This is a genomic window from Curvibacter delicatus NBRC 14919, assembly GCF_001592265.1.
Classification (GTDB): Bacteria; Pseudomonadota; Gammaproteobacteria; order Burkholderiales; family Burkholderiaceae_C; genus Hylemonella; species Hylemonella delicata.
Window position 1 is genome coordinate 1 of record NZ_BCWP01000069.1, and the last position, 7,048, is coordinate 7,048.

The 7,048-nt window shown below is 57.1% G+C and carries 6 protein-coding genes and 1 pseudogene; 5 read left to right on the forward strand and 2 right to left on the reverse strand.

Annotated features, from left to right (window positions below):
• The 3 genes from CDE01S_RS19110 to CDE01S_RS18610 form a co-directional block, all read left to right on the forward strand.
• Positions 1-136 (forward strand): LexA family protein (locus tag CDE01S_RS19110; RefSeq protein ID WP_369406372.1); only part of this gene is annotated, 136 nt, incomplete at its 5' end.
• A 168-nt stretch (positions 137-304) separates the two neighbouring features.
• Positions 305-1,417, forward strand: coding sequence for a site-specific integrase (locus CDE01S_RS17550; RefSeq protein WP_157077191.1), 1,113 nt, complete (start codon positions 305-307; stop codon positions 1,415-1,417).
• Positions 1,333-2,523, forward strand: coding sequence for a site-specific integrase (locus CDE01S_RS18610; protein WP_157077192.1), 1,191 nt, complete (start codon positions 1,333-1,335; stop codon positions 2,521-2,523). Before CDE01S_RS17550 ends, CDE01S_RS18610 begins: the two co-directional genes overlap by 85 nt.
• A gap of 673 nt (positions 2,524-3,196) precedes the next feature.
• Here the strand turns inward: CDE01S_RS18610 and CDE01S_RS17560 are convergent.
• Together CDE01S_RS17560 and CDE01S_RS17565 are read right to left on the reverse strand one after the other, a co-directional pair.
• The gene (locus CDE01S_RS17560; RefSeq protein WP_245636219.1) at positions 3,197-3,694 is read right to left on the reverse strand and encodes a thermonuclease family protein; all 498 of its coding nucleotides are present in this window, start codon (positions 3,692-3,694) and stop codon (positions 3,197-3,199) included.
• Positions 3,691-4,365 carry an SOS response-associated peptidase gene (locus CDE01S_RS17565; RefSeq protein ID WP_066710740.1) on the reverse strand — a complete coding sequence of 225 codons (675 nt, stop codon included), beginning with the start codon at positions 4,363-4,365 and terminating at the stop codon, positions 3,691-3,693. The genes CDE01S_RS17560 and CDE01S_RS17565 overlap by 4 nt, the downstream gene beginning before the upstream one ends.
• Before the next feature lie 319 nt (positions 4,366-4,684).
• Here CDE01S_RS17565 and CDE01S_RS17570 point away from each other — a divergent pair, with 319 nt between their 5' ends.
• Complete coding sequence (locus CDE01S_RS17570; protein WP_066710743.1) at positions 4,685-6,799, forward strand: ATP-dependent helicase; 2,115 nt, start codon at positions 4,685-4,687, stop codon at positions 6,797-6,799.
• A 24-nt stretch (positions 6,800-6,823) separates the two neighbouring features.
• A pseudogene (locus tag CDE01S_RS18900) lies at positions 6,824-7,048 on the forward strand (translesion DNA synthesis-associated protein ImuA); the annotation flags it as partial.

Consider the following 7,048-nt stretch of genomic DNA (forward strand, 5'->3'; position numbering starts at 1 on the left):
GCTGCTTTATCAGCGCCAAGGCCGCATCAAGCTCAAAGCGGCTAACCCCACCTTTCCAGACATCGTTCCAAAGGACGGCCAGACCCTGGAAATCTGGGGTGTGGTCACTGCCGCCATCAAGCAGTTTCGCTATTGAAGCCCTCGCTTGTTGTCCGTTTCCCCTTGATGCCGGTGCTCCCCCATGTACGCCTTGGTCGATGGCAATAACTTCTATGTTACACGGATGTGATTAGATTATTCGATGGATAGTGGCCAGGCTGCCCACGAAGGACCAGTAGGGCAAGAACGATGAGGAAGAACCAGTATGAAAGTCTGTTACAGCGACATCGGCGTCACTACAAAGGCGGGGTTCGGAAAGGTGGCACATCTGCCTTTCATTCTCGACAGTCGTCCTGGATACCACAGGTTGGCAAGCCAATACCTCATTGATCGAGGGTTGGGGGTTTGGTCCCCTGAGACACGAGGCAAAGGGCGGCGATCGAATCCGTTGAGTCGTCAAACAGTTAAAAACTATGCGCACTGGCTCGCCAACTTTCTGGAATGGGCCGAAGTGCGGGACGTGCCATTGGCTACCTGCAACTACGCGGATCATCTCCAAGACAGATACCAATCCGAAATGCTCAGCGGCATTTGGTCGCGGAACCGCGCAGCATTGACTCCTGTTACGGTCAACCTGCGCGTTCAACAAGCTTGCGACTTCCTCACTTGGATGCATGACAAAGGCCATCGCGGCCCGTTCGAATTCTTGACCGAGAGTGCGAGATTTAAGGCAGGCGGCGCGACGAGCGCTGTAGGTTTTCGAGCAATAAAGGTTGAGCGTCGAATCGGGAAAGTCAGGCAAAACAAACGCAGGCTCCGTATGCCGACCGAGGATGAGGTGAGAACCTGGTTGAAGAGCGTGTATGAAAACAGTGGCTACTCACTTGGGTTGGCCTGCGAGACTATCCTCCTCACAGGATTGCGAATCGAGGAGGTCGCATCACTCCGAGTCGACTCTGTCCCGATAGATATGGGGGACTGGCACCTCTCGAATGCCGACGCGCCAAAGTCGGAACAACAGGTTCTGATAGACGTCAAATACGGTACTAAAGGGCCGGACTATGGCGAAGACAATGGCGACAAAATTGGGCCAGTACGAACAATTCACATACCGCTCCTACTTGCAGAGAAGGTTGACTCGTTCCGCCTAAATCGCCGCAACTTGGCGCTAAGGAAATGGATCAACCAATCGCCAGACCCGAGGGAACGGAAGAGTCGTATTGGTAGAGCGGTGCATCTGTTCCTAAATGAATCGACAGGTGGTCGGGTCACTTCCGACAACATCTATCGCGCTTGGAAGAATGGTGCATTGCCGTTCGATGGCTGGCGCATTTCTTTGTTGTTGGACTTTCGATGGGAGCGCGAAAGTCCGAGATAGTGACGTTGGATCGGGAATGTATTCAGTACGCAAAGGATGGCATTCCTTATGCATCCGGTAGAACATGGAAGCTGGTTGATCGACACGACGGCGCGATTCGAGAATGGGTTCTTCCCGAAATGGCAATACTTGCAATTGAGCAGCAGGTTCGGTTGATCAGGATAGTTGATCAGATCGGCACCGCGAGGCCAAAGCGAGGCGGACGAAGTATGTTGTCGCTCGAGGGCGCGCCAAAACACCTTTGGGCGGAAATTGGTGGAGGCCGGTCGAACAGGACTGCAGCGCTGCGCAACACAAGCTCGGCATTGCGATCGTTCGCTCGGTCAATTGAGATGACGCCAGATCCCGATGATCAAGGCATCGCCGTCCATCGATTCAGAAAGACGGTCGCCCGTCTTGGCGCACTTGCAATAACTCAAGCCCCTAAAGTCCTAAAAGACGTATTTGGACACAAGAGCATCGAGATGACGCTCTACTACATTCTCGCGGACGAGAACTTGCAAGCGGATATCCAGAAGGTCGCCAGGGAGCTGCGTGTGATGAAAGCGAAGGAGAGTGTCGAGATCATCGTCGCAGCCGAAGATGAACAAGATCAGAAGACCTATGGTGGGCTTGGTGGCCAAGCAGCGCAAATGATTGACACTGCAATAAAGGTGCATCGCGATCGGCTCCACCGGCGTGGTGACATTTGGGGCGCGGAGAGCGCGTACGAGCTTGCGGAGATCTTAACTTTGCAGGGTAAGGCTTGGCAGTTTGTTCGGCCAGGGGTAATTTGCACAAAATTTCCGGGGACCGAGGTTGGTCCATGCAACAAGAACAAAGGTGCCCCGGAGCCCGCGCGATGTCAAAGCCACTGTCGTCACCGACTCGAGGAGGCGTTTCTTCGCGGCGATGTGGATGCATCTATATGTGAGGCAGTCAAGGCATTTAACGAAGCAGGCGATCGCGGTGACGAATTGATGCAGGCGCTATGGGCAGCCCAAGTGAAAGTGAATATCAACCGGTTTGCAGACATCGGGAGGAAGTGGATGGGCGACGCATCAGTACGGAAAATCGTGCAACAGGCCGCGGAAGAGAGAGCTGAAATTGTAGTGAATGGAGCTTGAGATGTCAGATCGCTATCGAGCAGTTAAAGAAGCCGCCAAGCGGCGTGGAGCGATGCGAACGGAAGACGTGAGGGCTCGCGTGAGATCCGCCCTGAAGGTCATCGAGCAAGAAATCCGGGAGAACGACGGGATTTATCCTCATAGGAATGGTGCACTTTCCTCAGCCGAGGTCGCTCGACGGGCATCCATACATCCAACTTCACTTTTCACCCGAAGCCTGAGTTCACTTGGGGAGGAGGTAAGGCAATGGCTTGATCGCGTAAAGGCCGAGAAATCCATCGGAACCGTGAAAGCAAGGCGCTCACTTGTCGACCGCATTTCTGACTGGAAGCGTCAGTATGAGTGCCTTCTACAGGCTCATCGAGATACTGAATTACTGCTCCATCAAACTCAGCATGAACTTACTCATGCGCGCGGTATTCTCGAGCGCCTTGAAGGTGAACTTGCGCGCCTTCGGGAGGAGAGCAAGAAGTTGGACATAGGTAAAGTCGTTTCTATCGCGACTAGGTCAAAGTAGGCTCACGCATTTTCGATCGAACGACGAAAGGGTTTGGGTCCCTGGTAGGGCATTCATGCGTATTCTCGTTTCAATTGGTCGCCGTGCCGGCTCGCTTTGACGGCCCTATTGGTTTGCGCTGACTACTGGGCGGGAGTCGATCGCTCCAGACAGATGCTAGTCTGACTTTTGGGCTTGACGGAAATCCCACGGCGGCGTCGGAGCCGCATCTGCCCACAGTCCGCGCACTGACAGCTTGGCTTCTCCCTCAGCATGGTCATAGAGCACCCGATCTTCTTTAGACAACTCCCGCTGATATTGCCGATAGACCCATGCCATGCCGCGCTTGATTTGTTCGAGATTGACGTCACGTTCGTTCACCAGGATCTTGCCAACCTCTCGGCCGTATCGGTCCTTCTTGTCGAAGTCGACTGTCGCCTTCTGCATGTAGGCGAGGTCGCTCAAGCTCTGTTTCGATCGTTGCCCAAACGCCTGCTTCTTTTCAGGGGCATCAATGCCGGCCAGCCGAACCTCATGCGACCTTTTGTCAGAATCGAGCAGCGTTACCGTGTCGCCGTCTTTGACCTTCACGACCAGTCCCTCATAGCTCAATGCATGGGCAGCGAGGACCCAGCACAAAGAGGCTGCGATGGCGAGGCGCAATCCGACCTTCAAAGAAGGCTCCCCGGGGAAACGTCGGAAGTCGCGACCATCTTCTCCGCTGGGTACGGCATGCAGAAATCCAGGCTTTCTTCCGCAGAAGCGCTGAGCCATGCTTCGTACTTCTCTTCAGGAAGGATGACCACCATTCGTTTTTCGTCGGATGGCTTATGGAAGTTCTTCATCAAAGGGTGATCGTCCGCATTGATCGTCAGCATGGTGATGCTCAGAATCTTTCTGCCATCTGGCGCTATCCAGCTCTCCCAAAGACCAGCGATTCCCATCGGTGATTCGTCCGCGCGGCCAATCTTGGCTGGCACTGATCGTGTTGGGTTGAGTCGGTAGTCTGGCTCATAGAAGGCATCGGCAGGAACAATGCAATGCTGCGCCTTGTGCCACGCACTTCGGAAGGTCGGCTTCGTTGCGACGGTTTCGATGCGAGCGTTGTAGGTATTGCGGACCACCTTGAGTTCTTTCACCCAAGGCGCGATCAGGCCGTACCTACCGAGCATGACTTCACGCTCTGGCACAGCGTCATCTCCCACGTCTGCGTGTTCGTGCCGGCGGATGAAGCACGCCTCGTAGCCTGGCCACACGTCGAGTTTTCCCATGTCCGCTGGCGGCTCCGCCCGGAAGTGCTTCAGGAACCTCTCGCGATTGCGTACGCCTTCGTAGTGACTGCACATGAACTGATCCCGTTCCTCTCACTTGTCCACAGAGATTGTGCCCAAACCTGTGCATAAGCCCGGTTACATCGCCGGAAAGGGCGCCAGCATGAGGCCTGCCCACGGCTTGCCTACCTATTAGGCAGATCCAGCCAAGCATCTGATCAAGTACTTGCCAAAAACCAGTTAACTGATTAAAAATACAGTCACTGGATACTTTACCAGTAATTGCCGATCTCCCTTGGGTGGCGGGCGTTTGCGCTGATAGCCGTGTCAGTGCGACCCCAATCGAGAGCGTTTTTTCGAATCCTGCCTGTTGCCACACACGACAGTCACGACCATGACCACCACATTGATTTCGCCTGCCGTCGGATCTATTCAGCAGGCCCGCCCAGACCCGTTGGGCTCCCTGAATGTCGAGCAGCGCGCCGCGGCCGAACACGGTCTGGACAGCCAGGCTCTTGATACCCGCCCGTTGCTTGTCATCGCGGGCGCCGGCTCCGGCAAAACCAACACGCTGGCCCACCGCGTGGCCAACCTGATCCTGCATGGGGCCGATCCGCAGCGCATGCTGCTGCTGACCTTCTCGCGTCGTGCGGCGGCTGAGATGGAACGGCGAGCCGGCCTGGTCCTTCAGCAGGTCATGGGCATGGCGTCCAAAGAGCCGCCCCATCTGCCCTGGGCGGGCACCTTTCACAGTATTGGCGCCAGGCTGCTCCGTGACTACGCTGGGCGCATCGGCTTGGACGAATCCTTCACCATCCATGACCGTGGAGATGCGGAAGACCTGCTGGGCCTGGTGCGGCATGAACTGGGTTTTGATTCAACAAAGGACCGTTTCCCGCGCAAAGGCACATGCCTGTCCATCTATTCGCGGGTGGTCAACAGCCAGGCATCTCTGACCGAGGTGCTTCAACAGACCTATCCTTGGTGCAACCAGTGGGAAGCCGAGCTCAAACGACTCTTCGGCGGCTACGTGGAGGCCAAACAGTCCCAGAACGTGCTGGACTACGACGACCTGCTGCTGTTCTGGTCCGAGATGATGTCGGAGCCGACGCTGGCAGCTGAGGTCGGCAGCCGCTTCGACCACGTCCTGATCGACGAGTACCAGGACACCAATCGACTGCAGGCCTCCGTCTTGTTGGGACTCAAACCCGATGGCGCAGGCGTCACCGTGGTGGGCGACGATGCCCAGAGCATCTACAGTTTTCGTGGGGCGACAGTGCGAAACATCCTGGACTTCCCCCAGCAGTTCAGCCAGCCCGCGCGCATCGTCACTCTGGAGCGCAACTACCGGTCAACGCAGCCGATCCTCGATGCCTCCAATGCCGTGATTGCCGAGGCCAGTGAGCGCCATGCCAAGGAGCTCTGGACTGACAAGGCCAGCAGCATCAAGCCGCAATTAGTCATGGTCCCGGACGAAGCCGGCCAGGCGCGCTGGGTGGTGGACCGGATCCTGGATCACCGCGAAGCGGGCCTCAACCTCAAGTCCCAGGCCGTTCTGTTTCGGACTTCCTCGCATAGCGCTGCGCTTGAGCTGGAGCTCATGCGACGCAACATCCCCTTCGTTAAGTTCGGTGGCCTCAAATTTCTGGAAGCTTCGCACATCAAAGACCTGCTGGCGGTCCTGCGTTTCGCGCAGAACCCACGCGGCCGCATGGCGGGGTTTCGGGTGCTGCAGCTGATGCCGGGTATCGGTCCGGCCACAGCCACACGTCTGCTCGAACTCATCTCTGAGGCTCCGGAACCAACTGTCGCTGTTGAGCGTTTCGAGGTCAATGCCAATGTGGCCGAGGACTGGCAGTCTTTTGTGCAGCTCTATCGTGCGCTGACTCTCCCACAACGTACCTGGCCCGCCGACATGGAACTAGCCATGCGCTGGTACACCCCGCATCTGGAGCGCTTGCATGACGATGCTCCAGTGCGCAAGGGCGATTTGGAGCAACTCGTCCGCATGGCTTCGGGCTACAGCTCTCGGGAGCGCTTCCTGGCCGAGCTGACACTTGATCCGCCCGAGGCGACCGGCGACCTGGCTGGTCCGCCGCACCTGGATGAGGATTACCTGATCCTTTCCACCATTCACTCAGCCAAAGGCCAGGAGTGGAAGTCCGTGCATGTGCTCAACGTGGTCGATGGCTGCATGCCATCGGATCTGAGTACAGGCAATGCCGCCGAGATCGAGGAGGAGCGCCGCCTGCTCTACGTGGCCATGACCCGCGCCCGCGATCATCTGCATCTGATCGTGCCGCACCGTTTCTACGTTACCCAGCAGTCGGCTTCGGGTGACCGGCATCTCTACGCACCGCGCAGCCGTTTCATTACCGAGTCCATGGCCAAACGCTTTGATACGGTGGTCTGGCCGCAAGCGACTGCGCAAGACAGGCAGCCGGGCATGGGCCAGGCCCAGCGACCCGCTGTCTTGGTGCGAGACCGCGCACGGGCGGCCTGGCGTTGATGGTCTGCCAAAGAGATCAGAACCATGTCAGCCATTGCGTCTTTGCGTCTTCATGCGGTGCCTCCTGCCGAATTGCAGGGGGTCTGGCGTGGCAATGAACTGACTCGACAGACTCAGCACGTCATACCTAGCGGACATGCCGGCCTGGATAGCGAGTTGCCGGGTCAAGGTTGGCCGCTGTCCCAGTTAACGGAGATCCTGCAGGCTCAAGCCGGTCTGCACGAGTGGCGCTTGCTGTTGCCGGCACTA